This is a genomic window from Vagococcus bubulae (assembly GCF_003950315.1).
GTDB classification, from domain to species: domain Bacteria; phylum Bacillota; class Bacilli; order Lactobacillales; family Vagococcaceae; genus Vagococcus; species Vagococcus bubulae.
In genome coordinates this window covers 32,690-59,272 of record NZ_NGJT01000005.1, presented here as the reverse complement: position 1 = coordinate 59,272, position 26,583 = coordinate 32,690, and the positions used below count along the sequence as shown (strand labels likewise).

28 protein-coding genes and 1 riboswitch are annotated in these 26,583 nt (G+C 33.7%); of the genes, 18 read left to right on the top strand and 10 right to left on the bottom strand.

Translation table 11 applies throughout. The features are described from left to right. The first annotated feature begins 66 nt into the window (after positions 1 to 66). Positions 67 to 1,446: an aldehyde dehydrogenase gene (locus CBF36_RS04125; RefSeq protein ID WP_243637971.1), complete on the top strand. Its 1,380-nt coding sequence runs from the start codon at positions 67 to 69 to the stop codon at positions 1,444 to 1,446. An 82-nt stretch (positions 1,447 to 1,528) separates the two neighbouring features. Here CBF36_RS04125 and trpB read toward each other — a convergent pair whose 3' ends face one another. Together trpB and CBF36_RS04115 are read right to left on the bottom strand one after the other, a co-directional pair. Next, positions 1,529 to 2,713, bottom strand: a complete 1,185-nt coding sequence (gene trpB, locus CBF36_RS04120) for a tryptophan synthase subunit beta (protein ID WP_125956877.1) — start codon at positions 2,711 to 2,713, stop codon at positions 1,529 to 1,531. Between the two features lie 304 nt (positions 2,714 to 3,017). Continuing rightward, positions 3,018 to 3,485: a DUF1694 domain-containing protein gene (locus CBF36_RS04115; RefSeq protein ID WP_125956876.1), complete on the bottom strand. Its 468-nt coding sequence runs from the start codon at positions 3,483 to 3,485 to the stop codon at positions 3,018 to 3,020. A gap of 142 nt (positions 3,486 to 3,627) precedes the next feature. On the opposite strand from CBF36_RS04115, the gene CBF36_RS04110 reads away from it, so the two are divergent. The 5 genes from CBF36_RS04110 (at position 3,628) to CBF36_RS04090 (ending at position 8,245) form a co-directional block, all read left to right on the top strand. Continuing rightward, a complete protein-coding gene (locus tag CBF36_RS04110; RefSeq protein WP_125956874.1) occupies positions 3,628 to 4,575 on the top strand; it encodes an ABC transporter permease in 948 nt (315 codons plus the stop codon). Beyond that, on the top strand, positions 4,572 to 5,528 hold the full coding sequence (locus CBF36_RS04105) for an iron chelate uptake ABC transporter family permease subunit (protein WP_125956872.1): 957 nt from the start codon (positions 4,572 to 4,574) through the stop codon (positions 5,526 to 5,528). Before CBF36_RS04110 ends, CBF36_RS04105 begins: the two co-directional genes overlap by 4 nt. Further along, positions 5,525 to 6,283 (top strand): iron ABC transporter ATP-binding protein, encoded by a 759-nt coding sequence (locus CBF36_RS04100; RefSeq protein WP_125956871.1) that lies wholly within the window; start codon positions 5,525 to 5,527, stop codon positions 6,281 to 6,283. The genes CBF36_RS04105 and CBF36_RS04100 overlap by 4 nt, the downstream gene beginning before the upstream one ends. Before the next feature lie 18 nt (positions 6,284 to 6,301). Then, positions 6,302 to 7,261 carry a siderophore ABC transporter substrate-binding protein gene (locus CBF36_RS04095; protein WP_125956869.1) on the top strand — a complete coding sequence of 320 codons (960 nt, stop codon included), beginning with the start codon at positions 6,302 to 6,304 and terminating at the stop codon, positions 7,259 to 7,261. Between the two features lie 117 nt (positions 7,262 to 7,378). Then, positions 7,379 to 8,245, top strand: a complete 867-nt coding sequence (locus tag CBF36_RS04090) for a MurR/RpiR family transcriptional regulator (protein WP_125956867.1) — start codon at positions 7,379 to 7,381, stop codon at positions 8,243 to 8,245. Between the two features lie 25 nt (positions 8,246 to 8,270). On the opposite strand, the gene CBF36_RS04085 is transcribed toward CBF36_RS04090, so the two are convergent. The 7 genes from CBF36_RS04085 to CBF36_RS04055 all read right to left on the bottom strand — a co-directional run bounded on the left by CBF36_RS04085 (position 8,271) and on the right by CBF36_RS04055 (position 14,414). Next, positions 8,271 to 8,711, bottom strand: coding sequence for a GtrA family protein (locus CBF36_RS04085; protein WP_125956865.1), 441 nt, complete (start codon positions 8,709 to 8,711; stop codon positions 8,271 to 8,273). After that, positions 8,704 to 10,485, bottom strand: coding sequence for a glycosyltransferase family protein (locus CBF36_RS04080; RefSeq protein ID WP_125956863.1), 1,782 nt, complete (start codon positions 10,483 to 10,485; stop codon positions 8,704 to 8,706). Before CBF36_RS04080 ends, CBF36_RS04085 begins: the two co-directional genes overlap by 8 nt. Before the next feature lie 2 nt (positions 10,486 to 10,487). Then, positions 10,488 to 11,441 (bottom strand): glycosyltransferase family 2 protein, encoded by a 954-nt coding sequence (locus CBF36_RS04075; RefSeq protein WP_125956861.1) that lies wholly within the window; start codon positions 11,439 to 11,441, stop codon positions 10,488 to 10,490. A 143-nt stretch (positions 11,442 to 11,584) separates the two neighbouring features. Next, positions 11,585 to 12,265, bottom strand: a complete 681-nt coding sequence (locus CBF36_RS04070) for an ABC transporter ATP-binding protein (protein ID WP_125956859.1) — start codon at positions 12,263 to 12,265, stop codon at positions 11,585 to 11,587. A gap of 5 nt (positions 12,266 to 12,270) precedes the next feature. Further along, positions 12,271 to 13,338, bottom strand: a complete 1,068-nt coding sequence (locus CBF36_RS04065; RefSeq protein WP_125956857.1) for an ABC transporter permease — start codon at positions 13,336 to 13,338, stop codon at positions 12,271 to 12,273. Positions 13,339 to 13,400: 62 nt separating this feature from the next. Further along, positions 13,401 to 13,805 carry a DUF2871 domain-containing protein gene (locus CBF36_RS04060; RefSeq protein ID WP_125956855.1) on the bottom strand — a complete coding sequence of 135 codons (405 nt, stop codon included), beginning with the start codon at positions 13,803 to 13,805 and terminating at the stop codon, positions 13,401 to 13,403. 12 nt (positions 13,806 to 13,817) lie between these two features. Continuing rightward, positions 13,818 to 14,414, bottom strand: a complete 597-nt coding sequence (locus tag CBF36_RS04055; protein ID WP_125956853.1) for a TetR/AcrR family transcriptional regulator — start codon at positions 14,412 to 14,414, stop codon at positions 13,818 to 13,820. Between the two features lie 244 nt (positions 14,415 to 14,658). Here CBF36_RS04055 and CBF36_RS04050 point away from each other — a divergent pair, with 244 nt between their 5' ends. The 8 genes from CBF36_RS04050 (at position 14,659) to CBF36_RS04015 (ending at position 22,826) form a co-directional block, all read left to right on the top strand. After that, positions 14,659 to 15,624, top strand: a complete 966-nt coding sequence (locus CBF36_RS04050; RefSeq protein WP_125956852.1) for an AEC family transporter — start codon at positions 14,659 to 14,661, stop codon at positions 15,622 to 15,624. A gap of 24 nt (positions 15,625 to 15,648) precedes the next feature. Beyond that, positions 15,649 to 17,037: an MmgE/PrpD family protein gene (locus CBF36_RS04045; protein WP_125956850.1), complete on the top strand. Its 1,389-nt coding sequence runs from the start codon at positions 15,649 to 15,651 to the stop codon at positions 17,035 to 17,037. Between the two features lie 82 nt (positions 17,038 to 17,119). After that, a complete protein-coding gene (locus tag CBF36_RS04040) occupies positions 17,120 to 17,740 on the top strand; it encodes a DUF1054 family protein (protein WP_243637970.1) in 621 nt (206 codons plus the stop codon). 126 nt (positions 17,741 to 17,866) lie between these two features. Next, positions 17,867 to 19,876, top strand: a complete 2,010-nt coding sequence (gene metG, locus CBF36_RS04035; protein ID WP_125956848.1) for a methionine--tRNA ligase — start codon at positions 17,867 to 17,869, stop codon at positions 19,874 to 19,876. A 78-nt stretch (positions 19,877 to 19,954) separates the two neighbouring features. Continuing rightward, a complete protein-coding gene (locus tag CBF36_RS04030) occupies positions 19,955 to 20,731 on the top strand; it encodes a TatD family hydrolase (protein ID WP_125956847.1) in 777 nt (258 codons plus the stop codon). Next, positions 20,724 to 21,299 carry a ribonuclease M5 gene (gene rnmV, locus CBF36_RS04025; RefSeq protein ID WP_125956845.1) on the top strand — a complete coding sequence of 192 codons (576 nt, stop codon included), beginning with the start codon at positions 20,724 to 20,726 and terminating at the stop codon, positions 21,297 to 21,299. The genes CBF36_RS04030 and rnmV overlap by 8 nt, the downstream gene beginning before the upstream one ends. Continuing rightward, complete coding sequence (rsmA, locus tag CBF36_RS04020; RefSeq protein ID WP_125956844.1) at positions 21,292 to 22,176, top strand: 16S rRNA (adenine(1518)-N(6)/adenine(1519)-N(6))-dimethyltransferase RsmA; 885 nt, start codon at positions 21,292 to 21,294, stop codon at positions 22,174 to 22,176. Before rnmV ends, rsmA begins: the two co-directional genes overlap by 8 nt. Before the next feature lie 83 nt (positions 22,177 to 22,259). Beyond that, positions 22,260 to 22,826 carry a hypothetical protein gene (locus CBF36_RS04015; protein WP_125956842.1) on the top strand — a complete coding sequence of 189 codons (567 nt, stop codon included), beginning with the start codon at positions 22,260 to 22,262 and terminating at the stop codon, positions 22,824 to 22,826. A 49-nt stretch (positions 22,827 to 22,875) separates the two neighbouring features. On the opposite strand, the gene CBF36_RS04010 is transcribed toward CBF36_RS04015, so the two are convergent. Then, the gene (locus CBF36_RS04010) at positions 22,876 to 23,982 is read right to left on the bottom strand and encodes an ABC transporter ATP-binding protein (RefSeq protein ID WP_117973577.1); all 1,107 of its coding nucleotides are present in this window, start codon (positions 23,980 to 23,982) and stop codon (positions 22,876 to 22,878) included. Positions 23,983 to 24,098: 116 nt separating this feature from the next. On the opposite strand from CBF36_RS04010, the gene CBF36_RS04005 reads away from it, so the two are divergent. From CBF36_RS04005 to CBF36_RS03990, 4 genes are all read left to right on the top strand, one after another. Beyond that, positions 24,099 to 24,476, top strand: a complete 378-nt coding sequence (locus CBF36_RS04005; RefSeq protein ID WP_125956841.1) for a methylglyoxal synthase — start codon at positions 24,099 to 24,101, stop codon at positions 24,474 to 24,476. A 60-nt stretch (positions 24,477 to 24,536) separates the two neighbouring features. Further along, a riboswitch (THF riboswitch) is annotated at positions 24,537 to 24,641 on the top strand. Positions 24,642 to 24,680: 39 nt separating this feature from the next. After that, entirely contained in the window at positions 24,681 to 25,205 is a 525-nt protein-coding gene (locus CBF36_RS04000) for a folate family ECF transporter S component (RefSeq protein ID WP_125956839.1), read from the top strand. An 89-nt stretch (positions 25,206 to 25,294) separates the two neighbouring features. Next, a complete protein-coding gene (locus tag CBF36_RS03995; RefSeq protein ID WP_125956837.1) occupies positions 25,295 to 25,975 on the top strand; it encodes a YjjG family noncanonical pyrimidine nucleotidase in 681 nt (226 codons plus the stop codon). A gap of 72 nt (positions 25,976 to 26,047) precedes the next feature. After that, a complete protein-coding gene (locus tag CBF36_RS03990) occupies positions 26,048 to 26,539 on the top strand; it encodes an LURP-one-related family protein (protein ID WP_125956835.1) in 492 nt (163 codons plus the stop codon). Positions 26,540 to 26,583 lie beyond the last annotated feature (44 nt).

Below are 26,583 nucleotides of genomic sequence, written 5' to 3'. Positions count from 1 at the left end.
ATATCGGTTTTTTTCTTTTTTATTTGCTACACTGTAAGTAATCATCCTAAAATAAGGAGAATGAGAATGATGACTAAAACGGTTCAAACAGTCTTGCAAAACCAACGTACTTTTTTTTACTCACAGCAAACCAAAGAATTAAGTTTTCGACTAGAACAATTAGAAAAATTAAGATTGGCTATATTATCTTATGAAACAGAAATGATTGAAGCGCTACAACAAGATTTAGGGAAACATCCATTAGAAACTTATGCGACAGAAATAGGATTTGTTTTAAATAGTATTCGTACAACTCAAAAGTCATTAAAAAAATGGATGAAAGAGGAAAAAAAGCCAACGCCTTTATTCTTACTTCCTTCTAAAAGCCGAGTTATTAGTGAGCCTTATGGTGTTGTATTGATTATTGGGCCATTCAATTATCCGTTTCAATTATTAATCGAACCATTGGTAGGAGCGATAGCTGCGGGAAATACGGCTATTTTAAAACCATCAGAACTGGTTCCAAATTTTTCAATGGTGATAGAAAAGATGATACATCAAGTGTTTCCTTCGTCTTATGTGGATATTTTTTTAGGTGAAAAAGAAACCACTATTGAGCTATTAGCCCAACCATTTGACTACATCTTTTTTACAGGTAGTACCACAGTTGGAAAAAGTGTGATGAAAGCTGCATCAAATCATTTAACTCCTATAACGTTAGAACTTGGAGGAAAAAGTCCAACCATTGTCACAGAAAAAGCCGATGTTTCGTTAGCGGCAAGACGAATTATCTATGGAAAAATGATGAATGCAGGACAAACGTGTGTCGCCCCTGATTATGTGGTGGTGCATGATTCTGTTAAAAATCAATTTACTCATGAGTGTCAAAAAACCGTGACACAATTTTATGGCACGAATATTAAACAGAGTAATAGTTTTTCACGAATTGTTAATGAACGACATACCAAACGATTGATTCATTTAATGGAAGAATCAAAAACGGAGTTAATTAGTGGTGGGATGTATGATGCTGCTTCTTGTTATATTGAACCGACATTATATGATTCTACATGGGAATCCCCATTAATGACCGATGAAATTTTTGGGCCACTTTTACCTATTATTTCTTATCGATCGTTAGATGAAGTGATTCATCATATAAATGACCGACCTAAACCACTAGCACTCTATTTGTTTAGTCAAGATAAGAAGGAACAAGAAAAAATAGTATCACATACTTCATCAGGTGGTGTTAGTATTAATAACACCATTTTCCATCTTGTCTCTGGTCATTTGCCTTTTGGTGGGGTAGGAGAATCTGGTATAGGAAACTATCATGGGAAATATAGCTTTGATACTTTTTCACATAAACGAGCCGTATTATCCTCACCTAAAATAGAGACTCCGTTTATTTATCCACCTTATACAACTAACCATTTAAAATGGATTAAGCGTGTTCTAAAATGAAAAATCCTGTAAAATTCGTTGTCTAGTAAACGGATTTTACAGGATTTTTGTTTTTTTTAATTGATAGTTTAACCTAAAAGATTTAAATGGTTATATTTAAATACTCTGCTACTTGTTCGACATCTTTGTCACCACGTCCTGAGACGTTGATGATAATGATGTTATCTTTATCTAATGTAGGAGCTAACTTGATTGCTTCAGCAACGGCATGAGAACTTTCAATGGCTGGGATAATGCCTTCTGCTTTTGAAAGAGTGACAAAAGCATCCACTGCTTCTTGATCAGTAATTGGAACATACGTTGCTCGGTTTGTATCGCTTAAATAAGCATGTTCTGGGCCAATTCCTGGGTAATCAAGTCCAGCAGAAATAGAATAAACAGAAGAAACGTTTCCATCGTCATCAAATAATCCGTAGGTCTGCATACCATCAATAATACCAACCGTTCCTTTTGTCATGGTAGCAGCATGTTCTGTTGTATGAGTTCCTTTTCCAGCTGCTTCAGCACCAATTAATACAACAGACTCATCTGGAATGAATTCAGCAAAAGCACCAATTGCATTGGAGCCACCACCAACACAAGCAATGACATAGTCAGGTAAGCGACCTTCTTTTTCAAGTATTTGTTGCCTAGCTTCTTCACTAATAATTCTTTGAAAATCTTTTACAATGGTTGGATAAGGATGTGGGCCGACTGCTGAACCTAAGACATAAAATGTATCGTCGAGATATTGGATAAAATAGTCGAATGCTGCATCAACCGCTTCTTTCAATGTTCCATTACCTTGAGTGACTTCTTGAACTGTTGCACCAAGAAGTTCCATTCTAAAAACATTTAATCGTTGTCTTCGCATATCTTCTTCGCCCATAAATACGGTACATGTCATACCGAATTTAGCAGCTGCAGCCGCCGTTGCCACACCGTGTTGACCGGCTCCTGTTTCGGCAATAATGTTTGTTTTTCCCATATGTTTCGCTAGTAAAATTTGCCCTAACACATTATTTAATTTATGTGCACCTAGATGATTTAGGTCTTCTCTTTTTAAATAAATTTTTGCCCCACCCAATTGACGAGTGAGAGATTCAGCAAAATAAAGAGGAGTTTGTCGTCCTGAGTAATCTGTTAATAGTTCTGATAATTCTTGCTTAAACTCGGCAGTGTCTTTTGTATTTAAATAGAAATCATTTAATTCATCCAATGCTTTTTTTACTTCTTCGGGAACAAATTGTCCACCATAATTTCCAAAAAATCCTTGATTGTTTTCCATAATAAAACTCTCCCTTATATTGTTTTTTTATTTGTTCAACTAAGAGAGTACTTCTAAAAAAGACCACACCGTCCTTGTATTGACGGTGTGGTCTTTTATCTATTTTAAAGATAATCACCGACATAGATGCTTTTAGAAAGTACTCTAAAAGTTGCATCTATGCCAAATTTAGCATACACACAACTTCATCTTTGCCAGTTTTGCCATGTTTTTGTGTGATTTGCTACTATCATGATGATCATCCTTTCGTTTTTATTATTGTTAGTAATATTAACACTACTTTTTTTATAAAGCAACTAATATCTTATTTTTTTGAAAATAAGGACTTAAAAAAACTTTCAGATTTTGTTGTAGTCGGTGCTTTTTTTATATCGCGAGTGGTGTTTGAAAATTTAGTTTGTAAGGGTAATTCAATATTTTCTTTATTAACAGCATGATTGAGAGTATAAACCACCACGATAGCTTGATCAGCTAATAGGGTGTTTTCTGTGTCCACTAATTTTAGAGACACGTGATTGGTTTGTGTGAGATGGATTAACTGTTTTTGAATAGCTGGTTTTAATAAAGCATTAACAAGCAATGTCCCACCAGGATATTTTTGAAATTGACTGATTGCAAAATTTTCGTAAGAAGCAGAGGTTAAATCAGACAAGGATAAAATAAAGACAACTCTTTCTCTAAAAGTACCTAGAAACTTCCTTTGTTCATCAGGTTTTAATTGGGGACTACCGTATAGTCCTTTATCTAAATAGTCTTGAATATCTTTTCCCATCGTTATTCACTCCTTTATTGGCCAATTACTTTTAGTATAACATATCATCCCATGGAAAATTTGTGAAAAGATATTGCAATTAAGTTAAATTTTGGATAGAATTGACTGTAAATGAAAATCATTATCAATTAGGAGAGTTTTGATGAAAAAATGTATACCGATAGTTAGTTTATTATTACTAGCTACCCTGTCTTTATTTATTGGCGTTCAAAGCATTCCTATTCAAGATATCTTTCAACTAAGCGAGATGCAATCACTAGTGTTATGGACCACGCGTGTTCCTAGAACGATTAGTTTAATCATAGCAGGAGCAACGATTAGCGTGTCGGGATTAATTATGCAACATCTGACTCAAAATAAATTTGTGTCACCAACAACCGCAGGAACAATGGATAGTGCACGTTTAGGGATGTTAGTGGCAATGTTATTTTTCCCCAATGGCACTATTTTGACAAAATCGATAATAGCCTTTGTTTTTGCTTTTTTAGGTACGATGTTGTTCATTCAATTAATCCGTGTACTACCAGGAAAAAATCAATTGATGATACCACTTGTAGGGGTTATGTTTGGAAATGTTATTGGATCAGTTGTCACTTTTTTTGCTTATCAATATCAATTGATTCAAAATATGACATCTTGGTTACAAGGTAGTTTTTCAACCATTTCAAAAGGAAATTATGAGTTGATTTATGTCACTGTACCAGTTCTTTTGATTTGTTATATGTATGCGTATCAATTTACGATTGTGGGAATGGGAGAAGAGTTCTCTATCTCCGTTGGTATGAATTATAGATTTGTTCATTTAATCGGTCTATTATTAATTTCCGTTGCTAGTAGTGTTATTTTGGTTACAATTGGAGGGTTACCATTTCTGGGTGTGATTATCCCAAATATTGTCTCTATGCTTCTAGGTGACCATATGAAAGAGACGTTGTGGTTGACGGCTATTACGGGGAGCATTTTTTTAGTGATGGCAGATATTTTATCTCGTGTAGTTTATCCGCCATATGAAATACCTGTTAGTTTAATTGTTGGTGCTTTAGGGAGTATCATCTTTGTCATATTACTTGTTAAGGGGGCAAAGAAATGAGTCAAAAAAGTCTTTATATAAGGGTGATTTGTTTAGTTATTATCGTGTTAATTAGTATCGCTTTATTTATGACGTATCAAACGTATGGTAATTGGCAATTTGCGTCATCTATTAGAGGGAAAAAATTACTAGCTTTTATTATAGTGGGATTATTAACGAGTTTATCAACTATAAGCTTTCAAACCATTACACAAAATCATTTTCTAACACCTAGTATTTTAGGATTTGATTCATTGTATGTGTTAGTTCAAACTATTTTATTCTTTTATTTTGGTCAATCACCGTCACATCCCTTATTAATGTTTGGGGTAAATGTCGGTTTAATGGTTATTTTTAGTGTCACATTATTTGGTTTTTTATTGAAGAAAGAAACTCAAGATTTGTTTTTACTACTCATGATAGGAATGGTTTTAGGAACATTTTTTAAAAGTGTTAGCACGTTTTTTCAAGTATTAATGGATCCAAATGAATACGATAAATTACAAGGAAAATTATTCGCCAGTTTTTCTAATGTTGATGTGTCTTTGTTATATATTGTCATTCCAATTGTGATTGGAATTGTTTTGTTATTTTGGTTAGTAGCACCTATTTTAGATGTCTTTCATTTAGGGACTTGTCAGGCAATCAATTTAGGGGTTAATGTCCAAACATTTCGTTGGTTTATTTTAGTTTTAATTAGTTTGAGTGTGGCTGTATCAACTGCTTTAATTGGTCCTATTACTTTTTTAGGTTTTATAGTGGCTAATATGACGTATCAATGGTTACCTGTATACAAACATTACTGGTTGTTTACATTAGCCGCTCTACTTAGCATATTAATGCTTGTGTTAGGTCAGTTTTTAGTGGAACATGTCTTTCATATGAACACAACGTTAAGTGTTGTGATTGAGTTCAGTGGTGGCGTGTACTTTATATGGAAGTTACTCTCTGAAAGGGGGAAAACACGACAATGAAAATTGAAAAAGTGGTTAAAAAATATGGTGAAAAACGTGTGGTTGATACAGTTGATTATGATATTTTACCACAAACGTTGACAGCTTTTATTGGGCCAAATGGAGCAGGGAAAAGTACACTATTAGGTATGATGAGTCGACTTCTTGATAAAGATCAAGGTGGCATTTATTTAGATGGAGAGGAGGTGAAGGCGTGGAATCAACATGAACTTGCCAAAAAGTTATCAATATTAAAACAAGCAAATGGGATTCAGCTACGTTTAACAGTTAGAGAACTGGTAGCCTTTGGTCGATTTCCACATAGTAAGGGACGATTGACCCAAATTGATGAAAAAAAGATAGATGAGTCTTTGTCTTATTTAGGACTAGATGACTTGGCAAGTGACACAATTGATACACTATCAGGTGGTCAATTGCAACGAGCTTACATTGCGATGGTACTTGCTCAAGATACAGAGTACATTTTTTTAGATGAGCCACTAAATAATTTGGATATGAATCATGCTGTTATGTTGATGAAAACTATTCGTCGGTTAGTCGATGAAGCAAATAAGACTGTGGTGATTGTGTTGCATGATATTAATTTTGCAGCGAGTTATGCGGATAATATTGTGGCGATGAAATCTGGGAAGGTATTTAAAGCAGGACCAACCGCTGAGATTATTACAAAGGAAGTATTAGATGACTTATATGATATGAACATGCGTGTGTGTGAATTAGAGGGAAAACGATTTTGTTTATATTTTAATGAATAGATAAAAGGAGATAGATGGATGAAGAGATTAAAAAAATGGCGTTTAGTTAGTTTAGTAGTAATAGGGTTAGTGATGTTGGGGGCATGTGGGGCATCTAAAACATCCGATACAACAACCAACACTTCCAGTGAAAAACAAGAAGTTGTTAAGGTAACAGACAGTAATGGAAAAACATTAGAGTTAGCGTCACACCCTAAAAAAGTGGTGGTGTTTGATATGGGAGCCTTAGATACGATCAGAGAATTTGGAAAATCGGACGTTGTTGTAGGTGCACCACTAAAAACATTACCTAGTTATTTATCAAGTTACAAAAATGTGGAATCAGCAGGTGGGATTAAAGAACCTGATATGGAAAAAATAAATGCTATGCAACCAGATTTAATTATTATTTCTGGACGTCAACAAGATATGCAAAAAGAATTAGAAAAAATTGCGCCAACATTGTATCTTGCTGTAGACAGTAAAAAAGCGTGGGAATCGACAATGACGAATATCGAAACATTAGGAACAGTATTTGCTAAAGAAGATGTTGCTAAAGAAAAAATCGACGCATTAAATAAACAACGTGAAGCATTAGAAAAAACAGCAAAAGAAAGTGGTAAAAAGGGATTGATGAGTCTAGTGAATGAAGGCTCATTATCAGTTTTTGGTCCTGAATCACGTTTTGGTATTGTCTATGAAGGATTTGGTGTGTTACCAGCAGACGAAACCATTAAACCGTCTCCTCATGGACAAGAAGTATCCTATGAATATGTTTTAGAAAAAAATCCAGATATTTTGTTTGTAGTCGATCGTACGAAAGCTATTGGTGGGGATGCAAGTAAAAATAATGTAGCAGAAAATGCTTTAGTAAAAGAAACAACAGCAGGCAAAGAAGGAAAAGTGATTAGTTTAACACCAGATGTTTGGTATTTGGCTGCAGGTGGGATTGAGTCAACAAGAATCATGATGGAAGATGTAGAAACAGCATATAAATAAGATAATTCGCTAGATACTTAGGTAACATCAAGTATCTAGTTTTTTGTTTGGATAGTTTTATCTATTTAATGATAGTATAATAGAAGTAAATAGCTTATGTAGGTTGGAGGGATACTTATGAAAAGCAAACATATTCATCAAAGAGTCAAGAGTATCTATAATGATTTAACACAATCAGAAAAAAAAATTGCCAACTTAGTGTTAGAAAGACCAGAAGATGTCACAAAAATGACAGCTAGTGAGCTGGCTAAAGAATCTCAGACAAGTCCTGCATCTGTGATTCGATTTTGTAAATCCATTAATGTTCCAAGTTTTCCTGAGTTAAAAATTGCATTATCTGCAGAGAGACAGTGGGATGTTCCAAAAGAATATTCAGATATTTTACCAACTGAAAAAATTGCTGATGTGAAGGCAAAACTATTAGGAAACGCCTATCAATCTATGCAAGAAACCATTCAATTAGTGAACGAAGAAACTTTAAAAGAAGCGATAGAACTGATTTCTAAAGCACCATTTGTCTATGTTTATGGGATAGGGTCATCTTATCTTGTGGCTGAAAATATCGCTCAAAAATGGAATCGTATAGGGAAGGTGTGTATTTGCATAGCAGATGTTCATTTGTTAATAGCCAGTTTAACATCTGCTGCACCAGATTCGATTTTTATCGGAATATCGCATTCTGGTGAGACTTCGGAAGTGTTAGAAATAAACCGTATCGCAAAAGAACATGATATCAAAACGATTGGGATTTCTCAATTTGGGATGAATACATTAAGTAAACATGTGGATGTTTCTATGCAGACAGTGAAATCAAAAGAAGCAGAGCTTAGAAGTGCTGCGACGAGTTCGTTGATGTCTCAATTTATTTTAATTGATTTATTATTCCATGTTTATGTATTAGAACAATATGATGAAAATATGGATAACATCCGAGAATCAAGAAAATTAGTAGATGAATATAAAAAAAGAACATCTAAAAAGTAAAACCATCCAATTAGGTTCATGTGACCTAGTTGGATGGTTTTTTAAAGATGATAAATTTACTAAATAGATAATTTGCAATTAATACGACAACATTGCTAATAATTTTTGCGATAAGTGGTTGTTGGTTGAGCCATTGGACTAATACAAATAATACGACCGTATCAATTCCAAGTGATAGAAAGCGAAATGAAAAAAAGGACATCATTTCTTTGATATTAATGAAATACGTATTATCTTCATGAGCAAAGACATATTTTTTATTTGATAAATAAGCAAATAACACGGAAAAAATCCACGCAATAACATTGGAAATAATGTAATTAACATGGAGTAAGTTTTCCATTACATAGAAGATGACAATATTAATGATTGTTGTAAAGACTCCCATCACAACATACATAAATAATTCAAATAATGTGTCAGATAAACCTAACGTTTGGGTAAAAAAATGCTTTATCTTAGTCATAAGTTCTCTCTTTTCTTTTTATCAATAGTGTATAACCATGTTTTAGACAATATAGGATAACAATTAGTGTGGTTGCTGCTTTAATTATAAGCACATAAGTCATATCTACAAAGGGCTTATAAGATAATACAACCGTATTTTTTCCTTTTTTAGGTGTAATAATTAAACTACCAATGTCAGATGTTTCATAATCTGATTTATTTAACAGCTTTCCATTGAGTTCAACAATGCTATGGTCATAAACAATTAAAGGCAGTTGTTTTTTCTTCGTTGAATTTTTTTTATTATCCCAGGTAAGTTGGATCGTTCCATTTTCTAAAACGGTAGTGGTTATGTTCTTTTGATTGTTAAAAATTTCTTTTTCATAGACTTCATAGGGATCCATAGCATCATAAATTTCTTGACTAGTAGTCTCTTTTGAAATTGGGAGATAATCAGGTGTTCCTTTTTCAATCGTTTCGAAGACTTTTGTCAAATCAGGCCCTCTAAGATTATTTCGAATCACATCAGGATCTTTTTCAATTAGATTAGGACGATTATTTCCCATTGCGACAGGGTCATCTTGCCAACGTTGAGCATTTTTAACCATGTTACTGTTTGCTTCAACAAGGATAAATCCAACAAGTATCATCAAAGAAAGTGAAATGACTTTAGCTTGTTTAATAGAAAGATGTTGTTCCATCGAGTGAATTGTCTTTAAAAATACAGGAACTAATAAAACATAGGAAATCATTGAAAAACGAAAAGGAAATTGAATAACTGATAAGAAGGGATAATGGTTAACAATATTATCCCAAGGGAATAAAGAGGATGAGAGTAGTAGAAAAATCCCACCCACAACAGTCATTATTTTTTCTAAGGTATTGGTACGTTTGATATTTCGAATAAAGTAAATGAGTTGAAACAGAAAAATGGTTCCAAAAAAGATTCCGATGTTTCGATTACCATACATTTCAGTAATGGATATATAAGTAGCATTTGTAATAAAAGAACTTGGGATAAATGGCTGCAAGATGTTGTTGGATAAAAAAACATCTATGTAAGCGACCAATGTATTTAAAGAAAGTAGGATAAAAATAAGGATAGACAAGCATAATTGCTTGATCCAGCTTAATTTTTTATCTGAGTGGATAAAACTAACTAAATAAAAAGGGATAATTGCTAACACTGATAAAATAGCACTAAGTATATGTGTATTTACCAGTAAACTCATAGATAATCCTAGAAAGACAGGATTGATTGGCTTTTCTTTATTTTTTACTGAGCGGATGGCTTGAATAAAAATATAAGGTAAAAAGGCTGCTCCCCAACTAGAAAAACCTAGAGCTCTAACATAATACATGATAGGAGCAGAAGCCATATAGATAGCTGCTCCTATCGTTGATAGTCGTTTATCACAGTCAAAGACTCGCATTAAAAAGTACATACCGATACCGGCAATGATAAGGCAAATAAAGGATGAAACGAGTTGGAATTTTAACCATGATTGCGTGAAAAATAGGATTAATCCGTTTAAAAAGGCAATATCATATCCATATAAGGCGTTAATAATGCGTCCGCTGCTATTAAAGCCATATAAGGACATGAAATAATTGTAGTTACCACTTTTTATTTGTTCAGATAAATCATAAAAGCGATTGTAATGAAATGAGATATCAGAACCTACAGGGATGAAGCGAGTATTAATCTGTGGTAACAAAATAAAAAGAGCAACTAGGGTAATGATGATAAAAGGAATATACTTCTTTCCTCTTTTTTTAATACTCAGTAACACCATCAATCCTCCTTCAAAGGTGAAATTTTCTTATCTTTAACAATGTATATTGGTCGTCGTTTCGTTTCTAAGAAAGTTTTTCCAAGATATTGACCCACAACACCTAGACAGAGCAACTGTAAACCACCTAATGCTAAAATAATACAAACAAGTGATGGCCATCCAGACGTTGGGTCTCCAAAAATAAGTGCTCGTATGACGATGAAAATTAACGCAATAATCGAGGTAACAAAGGATATAAATCCTAAAATAGTCGACATTTTTAATGGAAACTCAGAAAAAGAGATGATGCCATCAATTGAATATTGTAACAAATCCCAAAATGACCATGATGTTTCTCCTTCAACGCGTTCGATGTTTTCAAATTCTAAATAATATGTATTGAAACCAACCCAGCTAAAAATTCCTTTAGAAAATCGATTGTATTCTTTTAATTCGAGTATAGCATCCACCATTTGGCGAGACATCAAACGATAATCTCTTGCGCCATCCACGATTTCAACATCGGAAATTTTATTGATGATTTTATAAAATTGTTTGGCAAAAAAAGAACGAATTTTGGGTTCTCCAGCACGAGTAACACGTCTTGTTCCGATGCAGTCATAATCATCTTGTTGAAGTAATTCCACCATTTTAGGTAGGAGTTCTGGTGGATCTTGTAAATCCACATCCATTACAGTAATATAATCGCCTCTAGCATGTTCTAATCCAGCATAAAGAGCTGCTTCTTTTCCAAAATTTCTAGAAAAGGATAAATAGTTATATTTCTCAGAGTGTTTACTGATTTCTTTTAATGTGCTTAAGGTTTTATCTTTTGAGCCATCATTAATAAACCAATATTCAATTGTTAACTCTGGTAATAGTTTTTCTATGTCAGTCATGCGACTGATATATGGGTGAATGGTATCTTGTTCGTTGTAACATGGAACAACAACGGATAGAATTTTTTTTGACATGGTAATACTCCTTTTTTAATAGTGACAAATTTCGTCATAGTATATACATTTTAAATGAAAACAAATTGAAAAGATAGTCGTATCTATTTTCAATTACACAAAAAAGAAACACCTTAACCCATTATAAGGCTAAGGTGTGTAAATTAAAAATCATGAACCTCTTTTAGAGTGCCATCTTCCATTTGAAAAACGCGGTCGCTCCATTTAATCATACGAATATCATGGGTGACCATAACCGTTGCTTTTTTCTTATCATGTGCTTCTTTAACAAGTAGTTTCACAACATTGTAAGCATGCTCTGTATCTAAGCTGGCAGTTGGTTCGTCAGCTAAGATGAGGCTAGGATCATTGTATAATGAACGAGCAATCGCAACACGTTGACGCTCTCCACCAGATAAGTCACTTGGGTAACTTTTTCTTAGATGGTCAATATCAAGTGATTTAAACAAACTATCAAGTTTATCTTTGTCGACCTTCTCTTTTTTTACTTTGCCAACTAAAGTGAATTGATCTTCTATAGTAAGAAAAGGGATTAGATTAGAAGTTTGTAGAATAAACCCAATTTCATTAAAACGTAATTTCGCACGTTTTTTTTCAGGTAATGCAGTAAAGTCAATATCATTGATACTAATGTTTCCACTAGTTGTACTTTGTAACCCACCAGCGATGGTTAAAAAGGTACTTTTACCAGACCCAGATGGCCCGATAACACTGATGAATTCTCCTTCTTTTACTTGGAAATTTAAATCATTTAAGGCAGTCACTTCATTGTGACCTTTACCAAATTTTTTTGTAATATGTGACATATTTAAAATAGTTTTCATTTTATCTAACCTCCAATGGCATTAATAGGGTCAACTTTGTTAACAGTAACAATGGAGAATAATCCACCAATTGTTGAGACGATGACTAAAATAACACCGTAAATGGCCCACTGTGTAATGTTAATCGCAAATGGCATAGCGTCTGGTAAAACCATGCTTAATCCATAAGTTGCTAAACCAGATAGTAATACGCCAAACACTCCAACTAAGAATGATTGAGCCAAAATAGATTTTGAGATGAACCATGAGTTAATCCCTTGTACTTTCATCACACCGAAAATAGCGGTTTTTTGAAGTGTGATGACATACATGAAGATACCTATAACAGCTGAAGCAATGACGAATAGTACATAAATCATTGAATCAAGTGTCAAACTTTGTTCTGTATATCCTGGTAAGTTATCGATAAATTTTTGTGTTGATAGTTTGGTTAATGAATCATTTGACAAGGTTGTATCTGAAGCATTACTTAACACAGCATTGATAGGGTAATTATCAGTTGTTTTAACCATCTCTTCCCCAAATTTAATTTCAGTCGCTGTTTTGATAGTAGAATACATAACAGGTGTAGCAATGTAAGAGGTTGATGGGAAAATACCAACAACTTTTACTTTTAAATCATTGCTTCCAATTTTGATTGTATCATCGAGTTTAAATCCTTTGTCTGCTAAGTTTTGAGAGATAATCACTTCATTATCTTTTTTGAAAGACTCTCCACTTGTTACTTTTGGTAAAAAGAAAGCATCATCAGTTGTACCAAATAAACTAATGTTGACTTTGTCATTTTTTTTACCAATCGCCCCACTATAAAGAGATAAAGGAGCTTTATCATTTGATGAAATATCTTTTTCATCTTCTAATTTTAATTGAGAGGCTGCCAAGATATTATTGGCATCATCAGATAATACAATTTGTTTGGCATCCCAGTCGTCAACAGACTGTCTAAATTCTTGTGATAGACCATCAGCAAGACCTGAAAGTAAAAAAACAACAAGTCCGATTAAAAACATGATACCAACTATTAAACTATAGCGTAACTTTGAGTAACGCATTTCTTTTAAAGCTAAGAACATATGTATTTCCTCCGTTTCATTTCACTTAGTAACAACTTGTCACTAATTGGTTGAAAAGACAATTAGTCTTTTTTGATTGATTGTAATAACACTTGGAAAAAGAACCCTAATCCAACCGTTAAAATAATGTGACCTAATCCAGCTATCCCACTAATCGCAGCAGAACTCTCAGTACCTAAGACAGTCATTGTTCCATGAGTTAGTAGCATTAGTATCGTCACACCTAAACCAATATTATAAAAGACATAAAACTTTTTAAAATTTTTGTGTTGAGTCAGATTGAAGTTCTTTTCTAATAATAAGACAATTAAAAAGAAAAACATCCCTAAAATTAATGTATGTGTGTGAACTACACTTAGTTGCGTCCAACCATCAAAATCGTTAAATTTTGTCAATTCTCGGAAATAGACACCACTAATTAACCCAATAATCATATAACTTAAACTTGCTCTTGCTAACTTTTGCATTTAAAAATCCTCCTATTTAATTCCTTTGATAATCCATTTAATTTTATAGTGATAATCCATAATTAACTCTTCAGGTGTCCAATCATTAACAATAAAGTCTGTTAACGAATTCATGACAACCTCCATAATAAAGTAAAGAAAACTAATGGCTTCTTGAGTTTCATGGATTTGAAATTCATTGTTATGTAGTAGTTTGACCCATTCCTTTAACATGTAAGAAGATTCGTCTAAATCTAATCGTTTCATCGTACGTTGATAATCCGCTCGTGTTAGTAACAATAGCCCTTTCCAGTAAGCACTGTCTGTTTCTAAGTGAGAACAAAAAATCAAATATTGTTCGATTCCATGGAAAAAATCATTTTTATATTGAGCAATGTAATCTAAAATATCTTGATGAATAAGTAGGGATTGTTGTTTCACGATATAGGCGTAGGCATCTTCTAGATCAACAAAGTATTTATAGAATGCACCTCTTGACATTTCCATCTGCTCAACGATATGCGAGACTTTTACTTGACTAACAGACTGGTTATAAAAAGTATCTAACAAAATCATATCTATTTTTTCTTTTTTTGGTGCAGATAGATTAAGGAATGTATCTTTTGGCATATAATGACCTCCTTTCAAGTGTTAACTCATTAACTAAGGAAAATAATAGCACAATAAGTAACAAGTTGTCACTTATGTTGCTTGGGGATTTAAGGTATAAAAAATAATTTATAGTAAGAACCTTAACGCCTTAGTGATATTACTGAAAATTTTTTAAAAATTTCATATAAAAACATAAAAATAACCGATAATCGTTCTCATTTGAGAGTTATTCTATGAATTAATTAAGAAAGGAGGTTTATGAATGTCGCATATTCTACAATCTATCACAATTGTTACACCTATTATTTTTGTATTGGCGTTGGGTTTTTTCGCTGGAAAAAAACAAGCTTTCGGTAAATCTAGTGATTCAATTAGTGTTATTAATGAATTAGTTTTAAACTTTGCTTTACCAGCGTCATTATTTGTAGGGACAATTAGTGTAACAAGAGCACAGTTACTAGGTGATACTGACTTGTTTATCTCATTATTGATTAGCTTACTAGTTGCTTATTTTATTGGTTTATTTGTTGCAAAGTATATTTTTAAACGCAATATGATTGAAGCTTCTATCGCAGGACTAGCAGTTAGTTTTTCAGCAGGTCCTTTTTATGGTCCAGCGTTATTAGATAGTATATATAGACAATCAGGTGGTGTATCTGTCAGCATTATTGCATTATTGCTGAATGTTTTTATTGTGCCACTTGCAACGATAATTATTAAGCTAAATGTTTCATCATCTAATAAAAAGACTTCATTAACAAAGATGATTGGTCAATCCATTTTTGATGCAATCTTTAAAACCCCCTTTGTTTGGGCGCCGTTACTTGCGTTTGTTTTAGTATTTTTAGATATCCATATGCCTGACATTGTAACTAGTTCTTTAAAATTAATTGGTGAAGCCACTGCCGGAATCGCTATTTTTGTAGCAGGTATGACGATTGCTGAGAATAAATTTAAATTAACTAAAGAAGTGGTTACGATTGCGTTATTAAAAAATATTGGGTTGCCCTTATTATTTGTTGGAGTAGCTTTATTGCTACATATGACTAAGGGCAGTACAACATTTGATCAGGGGTTATTGTTATCGGCATTGCCATCAGGTCCAATGATAGTGTTGCTTGCTACTCGATACAAACAATATCAACAAGAAGCATCTTCAATTCTTGCTTTTTCAACTGTTGGAATGCTTGTGACAGTGACTGCTATTATTGCATTATTAAATGTTTAATTAAAAGAAAAGAGGAAATATATTATGACATTAACTAAAATTGAACGTATTGCCAATTATGCGACTCGTGCTAAATTCGAGGATTTATCTGATGAATCAAAAAAACAAATTCCTGTACATATTTTGGATTCTTTAGGCTGTCAAATAGCTGCTTTAGGAGCAGGTCCGGTTAATGCTTGTCATGATCAAGTAAGAGAATTTTCACCAAGCGGTATAGCACCTCTTATTGCGGGTGGAACATCAAACCCAGTCTTTGCTGCATTTTGGCATACAGCTCTTGTTCGTTATGTTGATGCGATGGATAATATTCTTGCCCCAAAAGAAACCGCACATACAGCAGATAATTTTGGTGGAATTTTAACGGCAGCTTCCATTGCAAATTCAAGCGGTAAAGATTTAATGTTAGGAGTTGCTATTGGTTGGACAATTCAAACATTATTAGTTGAAAAAGCTAATTTTATGACAAGAGGGTTTGACCATACGGCACAGTTAGCTTTTTCAGTTACTGCAGCGTCAGGTAAATTGTTAGGCTTAGATAGTGAAACAATTGCTAATGCGATTGCTATGGCAGCATCAAGTGATGCATCTTTTGCTGGTATTCGTTCTAAACCATTATCAGAATGGAAAGGTCTAGCCTCTGCTCAATCAACACTAGGTGCTTTTAATGCATTGTATTTAGCTAAAAGAGGGGTAGAAGGTCCTCTAGCTATTGTAGAAGAACCTCAAGGAATTGAACATTTACTAGGTCAACCAATTGATATTGATTGGGAACATGAAAACTATGAAGGTGTGCCACAATCAACCATTAAAAAATTTGTTGCAATGATTCATACACAATCAGCTATAGAATGTATTTTAGAATTATTAGCTAAAACACCTATTCAATCAGAAAATATAAAATCCATTGAAGCTGATGTGCCGCAAATTACTTATGATTTTTCTGGTGGTGGATTATATGGTAATGCTGATGCAGCAATCACAACAAAAGAACAAGCTGATCATTCTCTACCTTATTTGTTAGCCGTTGCCGTGTTAGATGGACAAGTGATGCAACCACAGTTTGAAGAATCACGTATTATAAAACCTGATGTTCAAACACTTCTTCAAAAAGTCATTGTGAAACCAGATGCTGATTTCACAAAACGTTATCCAAAAGATTTTTGTGCACGTATTACCATTACACAAATGGATGGTACTGTTACAACTCATGAGGTAAGCAATTATCCAGGTATGCCTTGTCGACCATTTACTTGGGAAGACTCAGTCGATAAATTTGATCGTTTAACAAAAGGATATATTGATCCAGTATTGGCTGAAAAATTAAAAGAAATCGTAAAAGATATTGAAAACAGATCAACAAAAGACTTGTTTGATATCTTAACTAAAATTAAGTACCCAACAACAAATAAATAGACAGAACAAAAGTGGTCTGATAGATTAAAAGTAATCTATTTAGACCACTTTTTCGTGGATAAAATTATTGAGGAGTCGATATATGTTAATGTTTAATGAAGCTTGTTTTGAAGTATTTGATATAGAAGGTTTAGACAATCGAATGATTGGGGTTCGTGAAAAAATTCAACCTGTTTTTCAATCGATTGATGAGAAAGTAGTTGAAGAGTTAGAACCTTTGCTAGGTGAAAAATTACCTATACATATAGCACAACACAGACGACGAACTACAAATGCACCTGATTTTACATGGAGCGCAATGGGTGGAAATAAAAGAGGTTATAAAAAATTCCCTCATTTTCAGTTAGGCATTACGCCAGAATATGTGGTTGTATGGTTATCATTTATTGATAACCCACAAAATGAAGTTTTGATGGCACAAACATGTTTAGATCATCTCGAGTGGTTTGAGTCATTGCCAAATGATTTTGTTGTAAACACAGACCATACAAAAAATAATTACCATGCATTAGAAAAAGAACAAGTTATTAAAGATTTAACCAGATGGAAAGAGGTTAAAAAAGGAGAATTTCAAGTGGGCCGTGTGATGTTGAAACAAGCATTTACAGAAAAAACATCACAAGAATTATATGATACTATTTTAGAAACCTATCTATCACTTATACCAATTTATCAAGCTTGCCGAAAATTATCTAATCAATAACAAATAAGTAGACTAGACAGTTTGAATTTTTTGCTTAGGATGATTTTTTTTATTGAAATATGCTATAATGAACGGTGATTATATGTCACTAGACTTTATTCAAAGTGACTTAAAGGAGGATGAACAGTGGAAGATAAAAAAACTTTTTATATCACCACTCCGATTTATTACCCAAGTGGGAAATTACATATAGGAAGCTCATATACAACAATAGCATGTGATGCTATGGCTCGTTACAAACGAATGAAAGGGTTTGATGTCTTTTATTTAACAGGGCTTGATGAGCATGGTCAAAAAATTGAACAAAAAGCCGAAGAATTAGGCGTTGAACCTCAAGAATACGTTGACGAGATGGCGACGGATGTTAAAAAGTTATGGAAATTATTGGATATTGATTACACGAAATTTATCCGTACAACTGATCCTTCTCATAAAAAATCTGTTCAAAAGATATTCCAACGTTTAGTTGATCAAGGCGATATTTATTTAGGTGAGTATGAAGGTTGGTATTCTGTTTCAGATGAGGAATATTTTACTGAGAATCAATTAGCAGAAGTCTTCAAAGATGAAGATGGAAAAGTAATAGGTGGTCTTGCACCAAGTGGTCATGAAGTTGAATTGGTTAAAGAGCAAAGTTATTTCTTTAAAATGAGTAAATATGCAGACCGTTTGTTAGAATATTATGAAGAACATCCAGAGTTTATTGAACCTGTTTCTCGTAAAAATGAAATGATCAATAACTTTATTAAACCAGGTTTAGAAGATTTAGCTGTGAGTCGTACGTCTTTCAAATGGGGAATCCCTGTTGAAAGTGATCCGAAGCATGTGGTTTATGTGTGGATCGATGCGTTATCAAACTATATTACAGCATTGGGTTATGGCACAGATGATGATAGTAACTTTAAAAAATATTGGCCAGCAGATGTCCATATGGTTGGTAAAGAAATTGTTCGTTTCCACACGATTTATTGGCCAATTATGTTAATGGCACTTGATTTACCATTACCAAAACAAATTTTTGCTCATGGTTGGTTAGTAATGCAAGATGGTAAAATGTCTAAATCAAAAGGGAATGTGGTTTACCCTGAAATGTTAGTACGACGCTATGGATTAGATGCATTACGTTATTATTTGATGCGTGCGATTCCGTTTGGTTCAGATGGTGTGTTTACACCAGAAGATTTTGTTGCACGTGTTAATTATGATTTGGCTAATGATTTAGGAAACTTATTAAATCGTACGATTGCGATGATTAATAAATATTGCGATGGAGTTGTGCCAAATTACGCGTCTCAAGTAACGGACTTTGATAGTGAATTGTCAACAACAGCCGCAGATGTTATTGGTAAATACAACAAAGCGATGGAAAAATTAGAATTTAACATTGCGTTAAGTGAAGTATGGCGTCTGATTTCTCGTGCCAATAAATATATTGATGAAACGGAACCATGGAATTTAGCAAAAGACGAAGAAAAACAAACAGAATTAAACAGTGTCATGGTTCATTTAGCTGAAAGTTTACGTATTTCTGCTATCTTATTGCAACCAATTATGACGCAAGCACCAAAAGAGATATTTAGTCAATTAGGATTAGATGTTGAAACAGTTTCTATGATTGATATTCGTTTTGGAGAGTTTCCTTCTGGTACTAAAGTTGTCAGCAAAGGAACACCAATCTTCCCACGTTTAGATGTTGAAGAAGAAGTTGCTTATATTAAAGAGCAAATGGCTCAAAGTATGAATCAACAAACAAAAGAAGAAGAATGGAAGCCAGAAGACGTTGAGTTAGTATCAGTAAAAGACAAAGAAGTAAAATTTGAAACATTTGATGAAGTCGAACTTAAAGTGGCTGAAATTTTAGATTGCCAAAAAGTCAAAGGGGCAGATAAATTATTGCAGTTTAGATTAGACGCTGGCGACAAAGGAAATCGTCAAATCTTATCCGGCATTGCAGAATTTTACCCAGAACCAATGGATTTAATTGGTAAAAAAGTAGTGATTGTAGCTAACTTGAAACCAAGAAAAATCCGAGGACATATTAGTCAAGGGATGATTTTATCAGCTGAAAATTCAGATGGTAAATTATATGTTGTTGAAGCACCTAAGGGAGCAGAAAACGGCAGTATCGTTGGATAGAAATTTTTAAAGAGATTGGAAAAGTGGTCTTTTTCAATCTCTTTTTATGTTAAAATCATCGTGATAGGAGTGAAGACTATGATTTTTGATACACATACACATTTAAATGCAGAACAATTTAATGATGATTATCAAGAAGTGATTGAACGAGCAGAACAATTGGGTGTGACTGAAATGGCAGTAGTAGGATTTGATACACCAACGATTGAACGTTCATTAGAATTAAGTGAACAGTATCCATTTATCCATAGTATTATTGGATGGCATCCAACTGAAGCTGGAAGGTATACAAAAGACATTGAAAAAGACTTACAAGAAAAATTAACGCATCCTCGTGTCGTAGCATTAGGGGAAATAGGATTAGATTATTATTGGATGAATGACGAACCTAATGTACAAGAAAAAGTTTTTCGTCGCCAAATTGCGATTGCTAAAGAGATGAATTTACCAATTAGTATCCATACAAGAGATGCGATGGAAGATACTTACAAAATTTTAAAATCTGAAGGCATCCAAGATATCGGCGGCATCATGCATAGTTTTGGTGGCGATAGCGAGTGGGCGAAACGTTTTTTAGATTTAGGGATGCATATTTCATTTAGTGGCGTTGTGACGTTTAAGAAGACGATAGAAGTTCAAGAGGCAGCAAAAATTGTCCCAATGGATAAATTATTAGTGGAAACAGATGCACCGTATTTAGCACCTGTTCCTTATCGTGGAAAACGTAATGAGCCTGGCTATACACATTATGTCGTGGATAAAATTTCCGAATTAAGAGATTTACCTTATCAAACATTGGCAAAAGAAACCACAAAAAATGCGCATCGATTATTTAGGTTGGATGAAAATGACTAAAGAAAAAATATCAGAAATTGTGGTAGTAGAAGGAAAAGATGATACGAAGCGTTTACAACAAGTGTTAAATGTTGACACGATAGAAACAAATGGTTCGGCGTTAAATAACGAAACGCTGGATAAAATTAAACACGCTCAACGTGTACGGGGTGTGATTGTGTTTACTGATCCTGACTTTCCAGGTGAAAAAATTCGTAAACAAATCATGGCAGTCGTGCCTGAGGCTAAACATGCTTTTATTACTAGAGAAAAAGGTGTCCCTAAAAAGAAACATGGTAGTTTAGGAGTAGAACATGCCAGTAATGAAGCCATCATACAAGCATTAAAAGCTGTTTCCACACCAACAACAGACATATTTGATTCTGAGATAGCGATTGAAGATTTAATTCAATTTGGGTTAATAGCCGGAAATGGCTCGAGAGTTAGACGAGAAAAACTTGGTGAGTTACTTAATATCGGCTATACAAATGGAAAACAATTAAAAAAACGATTAAGTATGTTTCAAATAACAAAAGAAAAATTCTTAGAGGCAATGAAAGAGATAATAGAAGGTGAAACGAATGAATGAATACAAAGACATAGCAACACCTAGTCGAACGAAAGAAATACTAAAAAAACATGGTTTCTCATTTAAAAAGAGTTTAGGACAAAATTTTTTAACAGAACCTAATATTTTAAGAAAAATTGCCGAAGCAGGAGACTTGTCAAAAGAAGATGGTGTGATTGAAATTGGTCCAGGTATTGGTGCTTTAACAGAACATTTGGCAAGAAATGCCGGAAAAGTTCTCGCTTTTGAAATTGACCAACGTTTAATCCCAGTTTTAGAAGATACGCTATCACCTTATGATAATATTACGGTCGTAAATGAAGATATTTTAAAAGCTGATGTTGTGGCAGAAGCCAAAAAAGTATTTGATGAAGAACAACCCATCAAAGTCGTTGCTAATTTGCCTTACTATATCACCACACCAATCATGATGCATCTATTAATGTCACCATTAGATATCACCGCGATGGTTGTTATGATGCAAAAAGAAGTAGCAGATAGAATGACTGCAAAACCTTCAACGAAAGCTTACGGCTCGTTATCAATTGCTGTCCAATTTTATATGGAAGCAAAACTCGCATTTATTGTACCAAAAACAGCTTTTGTGCCACAACCCAATGTGGATTCAGCGATTATTAAGTTAGAAAAAAGAGAAACGCCGATTGTTGACGTGATAGATGAAGCATTTTTCTTTGAATTAACACGTGCTTCGTTTACACAACGTCGTAAAACGTTATGGAACAATTTAACGAGTCATTTTGGAAAAGATGACCAAACAAAACAGTGGTTAGAAAAATCGTTAGAAGAGAGTGACATAGACCCAAAACGTCGTGGTGAGACATTAAGCATTGCAGAATTTGGGAAATTATCAAACGTGTTAATCACGAATAAAAAATAGATATAATGGATTAATTGTTCATTGACAAAAATTTGTGCATTGTTTATCATATAAATAAATGATAAACGGAGTGAAAATAAAAAATGAAAAATAATTCGGTATTAAATATGACTTATGCAGCCTTTTTAATTGCGTTGGGGATTGTTATTCCAATGGTTATGCCAGTAAGAATTGTGATAGGACCTGCGTCTTATACTTTAGCGAGCCATGTACCAGTCATGCTAGCAATGTTCGTTTCTCCATTAGTTGCAGTGCTTGTGGCATTAGGGACAGCATTTGGTTTCTTTATGACAACACCTTTTATTATTGGGATGAGAGCCTTATCTCATGTGATTTTTGCTTTTTTTGGTGCATTGTATTTACAAAAAAGACCTACTATCATACATTCACCTAAAAAAATGATGGTATTTAATATTGTTTTAGGATTAGTACATGCTTTATTTGAAACACTGATTGTGACAGTATTTTTTATGACAGATGGATTAGGTGAAGCAAGTTATACAATGGGATTCTTCCAGTCAGTCATTGTGTTAGTAGGATTGGGTGGATTTATCCATAGTTTGATTGATTTTTCTATTGCGTATATGATTGCTCAAAAAATAGGGACAAGATTTTCATTTCCAGTTTATTTAGCAGCAAAAAATAAATAAATAAAAGACCAAATTTTCATTTGATAGAAAATTTGGTCTTTATTATGTATTATCTAATAACTTGTTCTGTTTGAGGATCAAAGAAGTGAGCTTTGTTTAAGTTGAAAGCCAACTCAATGACTTCTCCTGGACGATAAGTTGATCTAGCATCAACTTTTGAGATGAACTCTGTTTCGCCAGTTTTAGTGTAAAGCATCGTTTCAGCACCAAGTAACTCTGATACAACAACTTCAGATTTTACAATACTATTAGGTGATGCTTCTTTTGCTAAAATTTCACTATGAATATCTTCAGGACGAATACCAAAAATTAATGGTTTGTTAACGTATCCTTGTTCACGTAAAATTTTGAATTTTCCTTCAGGCAACTGAACGTTTAAATCATGACCATCAGTGATATGACCATCTTCTGTTAATTCAACGTTAAATATGTTCATAGCAGGAGAGCCGATGAATCCAGCGACAAACACATTGTTTGGTGTGTCATATACTTCTTTTGGTGTCCCAATCTGTTGGATAAAACCATCTTTCATAATAACAATGCGATCAGCCATAGTCATCGCTTCAGTTTGGTCGTGGGTAACGTAAATAGTGGTTGTTTCTAAACGACGGTGAAGCTTCGCGATTTCTGCACGCATTGCCACGCGTAGTTTTGCATCTAAGTTTGATAAAGGTTCATCCATCAAGAATACTTTCGCATCACGAACAATCGCACGACCTAATGCCACACGTTGTCGTTGTCCACCAGATAAAGCTGCGGGTTTTCTTTGTAAGTAATCTGTTAAACCAAGAATTTCACCAGCATTTTCGACACGTTTTCTGATTTCTTCTTTGTCATATTTACGAAGTTTTAAACCAAATGCCATATTATCATAGACAGTCATATGAGGATACAAAGCATAGTTCTGGAAAACCATGGCAATATCACGGTCTTTTGGCGCAACGTCATTGACTAATTTATCACCAATCCAAAGTTCACCTTCTGAAATATCTTCAAGACCTGCAACCATACGTAATGTTGTTGATTTACCACAACCAGAAGGGCCAACAAACACGATAAATTCACGGTCTTCAATATGTAAATTAAAATCTGTAACAGAATAATTAGGGTTGCCATCATATTTTTTATAAATGTGTTTTAAAGCAATTTCTACCATAGTGTATTTCCTTCTTTCATTTGTTTTATTAAATACAGTATAATGAATTTAGTAATACGCTTACAATGTAAACATGCCTATATTTTTGGGCAATATGACGAAAGGGAGAGGAAAAGATGAAAATAGCACTGATAGCACATGATAAAAAGAAACAAGAGATGGTCGAATTAACAAAAAAATTTGAGGAAGTATTGAGTACACATGAATTATTTGCCACGGGTACAACAGGACTTCGTATTCAAGAAGCAACGGATCTAAACGTTCATCGATTTAAATCAGGACCTTTAGGGGGAGACCAACAAATAGGCGCACGCGTTTCAGAAGGAGAGATGGATATGATCATTTTTTTAAGAGATCCATTAACAGCCCAACCACATGAACCAGACGTGACTGCGTTGATTCGTCTAAGTGATGTCTATGAAATCCCTCTAGCAACAAATAAAAGTACAGCGATATTACTTTTTAAAGAATTAGAGAATTTGGCGGAAATTTGACTGAGATAGTCTTTATTGTAATTTTTTTCCATTATGATATAGTACGAATGTAAAACAAATAACAGAGTAGGAAATATAGCGTCAAGTGCCACTAGGATGGGATGTTGCTTAGTGGACGAAAAGTACAAGTGGAGTACTTGCGGCCTTATTTCTGCATTCGCTGCATAATGGATGTAGCAACTCTAAATAAAAGGAGATGCTAGGATGAGCAAAAATGATTTTACGCCAAAGTCAATCGCATTGATGGGAGTATTAATGGGATTGCAAATCGTGTTAACACGATTTATTTCAATTCAAACACCGTTTGTTCGTATTAGTTTTACGTTTATTGCGGTTGTTTTGATGTGTATGATGTTCTCGCCACTTGTGGCAGGAATAGGAAATGCCTTAGCTGATTTTATTGGAATCACCTTATTTCCAGTAACAGCAGGATTTTTCCCAGGGTTTACGTTGTCAGCCTTTTTATCAGCATTTTTATATGGATTATTCTATTATAAAAAAGAGATGACATTAAAACGAATTATCACAGTCAATGTGATTGTGACAATTGTAGTAAATTTAGGGATGAATACATTTTGGTTATACTTAATGTATGGTCCAGGGATTGTTGCCAATATTCCAAGTCGTATTGTGAGTTCACTTATTTTATTAGTGATTCATGTTGTAGGGACTTATTGGTTAGCAAATGTAAAAGTCATACAAAAGCAATTGGTTAAATTTGCTTCATAAAAAAATCATACAAAAAGCAGAGTGTATATGGACACACTGCTTTTTTTTATGTTATAAAGTATGATAGGTAGAAAAAAAGGAGGGTATACATGAAAAAATACCAATATATTATATTTGATATAGATAATACGTTGCTCGATTTTAGCCGCTCTGAATACTACGCACTACAAAAAGTATTTGCTACTTATGGTGTGGTTTTTAATGAAAACACATTTAATCAATATAAAGAAATCAATCATGACTTGTGGGAGCAGTTAGAAGATGGTAAAATCAGTAAGGATGTTGTTTTAAAGGAGCGTTTTAAACGATTCTTTTTAGCAAACAATATTGTTGTTGATGGTGTATTAGTTGATAAACAGTATCGAGGTTTTCTTGAAGAGAGAAATGATGTCATAAATGGGGCAATGAGTTTATTAACTCAACTAAAATCGCAAGGTTATACCATTTTTGCTGGAACAAATGGTGTTGGTCAGACACAACGCAAACGTCTAGCTAGTGCAAACATGACAGATTTATTCGATGAGTTGTATATTTCTGAGGAAGTTGGATTTGAAAAACCCGATGTTCGTTTCTTTGATTATATTTTTAATGATGCTAGAATTATAGATTTATCAACTGCCGTGATGATTGGTGATAGCTTGTCATCAGATATTGAGGGAGCTAAACGTGTGGGAATTGATTCCATATGGCTTAGTAATGGAGCTGAGACGACAGATAAAATCTATACTAAAAAAGTTGATAATTTATCAGAAATTTTAGCACTGGTTTAACAAAAAAGAGTGACAGTTAGGTATGGGGAATCGTTTGATTGGTATAATAAACTATTAAAGAGGTGTGCGTTTATGCGTCAACTATTTATGTTAAAAGAAGATTATACTAATGAAAACCAAAAAGAAATTATTACGAGAAATGGAGATAAAGTCTATTCTGTTGACAGTTTTAATGACAATGGTTTAACTTGTTATCGTGTATCTAATACCAAACAAGAAGAGATTGCGCGTGTTGAAAAACATGTCGGCACAACATTGCCATGTTTAGATGTTATTGTAAATGAACGAATTATGTTTACAGTAGAACAGTCAGAATCTTTATCAATGATGTCTTTTAAAATAACCAGTGAAAATTTTGAAGTATACGATGATTGGTGGTCAATGGATTTTGATGTTATGTCAGGTTATCGTAAAGTATCAAAAGTCCGTAATCGTTGGACAGGATTAGGTGATGCTTATGAAATCACTGTATTTGAAAAATCAAGTGAACCAGAAACGATTGGGTTGATGTTGGCTCTTGATTCAGTAAAGAAAATTGAAGCAAACATGAAATCTGTAAAATAAACACACATACTCTAGTTTAAGCTTAGAAAGTAGCTAATATCTAG